The 2136-nt window shown below is 40.7% G+C and carries 1 pseudogene; it reads right to left on the bottom strand.

What is annotated here, in order from left to right:
- Nucleotides 1-1130: 1130 nt before the first annotated feature.
- A pseudogene (locus tag AAEY97_RS21055) lies at nucleotides 1131-2037 on the bottom strand (IS630 family transposase); the annotation flags it as partial.
- Nucleotides 2038-2136 lie beyond the last annotated feature (99 nt).

A 2136-nucleotide genomic window follows, 5' to 3' on the forward strand; every position in this document is an offset into this window, starting at 1 on the left:
GTAACCGCTTGCGCTGTCTGCCGTGTCAGTGGATGCGCATTATAGGCACCACACGGTTTTGCGCAAGGCCTTTTTTAGCATATTTATCAATTAATTCTTATACTCGACTTAACACCACCTTAGGCACACCTTACCCACAGACTTACCCACAATCATGGATAACTAAATTCATATTTTACCCCTGGTCAGATGGGCAAGCATATTATCGATTTTGATGATGAGCTTTGCATTTGTGCTCTGTGCTGCCCAAAAGTAGATAAATCACGTTTGGCCAATCATATAATCGAGCTAATAATGAGTACTGACACACTTTGGTGTTATCAATCCAACATAAACCCTAGAGAATTGCGTCATGACATCAATTAACGGCAAGTGGCACCTAAGGACCTAATAACCTAATAACCGCATCTGCCGATATTGATGGATGAAAGTTAGACCGTATTATCGATGAGAATATTCACGTTTATTGTTACTTAGAAAGGGAGCTCGATAATTATTAAGAGGTAACCAACTAATCAGTAGAGAAAACATCACTACAAGATAGCCAATGATGAACCTACAGTTACGCCTAGTTTGTTACAACAAGAGTGTAATGTTGGCGCGATAAACCAGGTCTGATTTTATAACGTATATCTGGCCTAGAACAAAATGGCCTATTTAACTGTGGTAATACATTTATATGTGAGACATTGGTAAGTTGCCTGTTGTGAAAGACAAAATCCCCATTTGATTTGAGTAAATATGAAAGCCATGAAAGTATCAAATAGGACAGAGTATCAGTCAAAGACATAACTGCTGGCACAATGCAGTAATGGAACCCTTCTTAGGAAATCGATACCTAAGTATGACTACTATTGTAGCTTAATGAATCTGTAAACGACGTATATGCACAAACTCAAAGGCCTGCAGTGTTGATGTTTTAAGGAGTGAACTAGATTGATGAATTAACTCCTGGCACGATACAAATTTTGGATACAAAAAAGCCCGCTACATAATAGCGGGCTGTTTCGCGACTATTGCAAGTCCATCAGGCCCCTGTAAATGACCTACTCTTTTATCCCCGAAGGGGACGCATGGGCATATTCGACAAACTGCTGTCATGTTTTGGCAAATAAAACCATTTACATTAATTAATTGGTCAATTTTGTCCACCGTCTAGAACATAGTTGAATCATCCTTTCCGGCTCTGCAATAAATCGATTCCATGCAATGGAACACTGCTCAACAATATCGTCATATCCACTAAAGCAACGATTGACGAGTTCATTCTGACGAAGCCATTGCCACACTTGTTCTATAGGGTTGAGTTCTGGCGAATAGGGCGGAAGCTTAAGGATACTAAGGTTATCAAAGTCCTCAGTCAGATCTTGTTGATGCCAACCTGCACCATCCATGATGACCAAAGCATGGCGACCCGATTCGGTAGCCTCTGAAATTAATGTTAAATGCTCCCAAATATATTCACTGTTGGCATGCGGGGCAATAATTGCCTCTGTCGTGCCCGTTGCAGGACACACCGCACCATATAAATACGCTGATTCGAACTGTTGTTGTCTTACCACTCGTGGTCGGGTTCCTTTCGTTGCCTAAATAATGCGATCTAACGCCACATGACCAGGGGGTTAAGGATCGTTGACAGCTGGAAAGTTTTTTAAAATCGTCCTGAATATCTTGAGATTGTGTTGGGTGACGAGAACGGGTCGTTATCCATGACAATCCTAATTGATGCAGTAATCTGTAGATATTTGCCTGTTTAAAGGTCCCCCCAAATTCAGACTGAATAAAAAGACTGACATCTCTTGCCATCAATCTTCCGCCACTCTCAGACAAGCTTTGACGTTGTACAAATTCTTTCAGATTTACCAGTTGTTTCGCCGATAGTTGAGCGGGTCTACCTGGATTATGTTTATCATCTAGACCGCTAATGCCATGAGTTAAATAATGAGTAACCCAAGTATTTACACTGGTTCTACTGACCTTCAGCATGTTGGCTATAGCAGTACGAGAATGACCTTCGGTAAAATGAAGTAAGGAAATGACGAGCAATTAGATCACATATTTAATGTAAATGGTATAAAGCATTACAATACAAAACGTGGTCATAGTTATAACAATTATATGACGCCAGCCGCTGCC

This window comes from Shewanella sp. TB7-MNA-CIBAN-0143 (assembly GCF_040310065.1).
Lineage (GTDB): Bacteria > Pseudomonadota > Gammaproteobacteria > Enterobacterales > Shewanellaceae > Shewanella.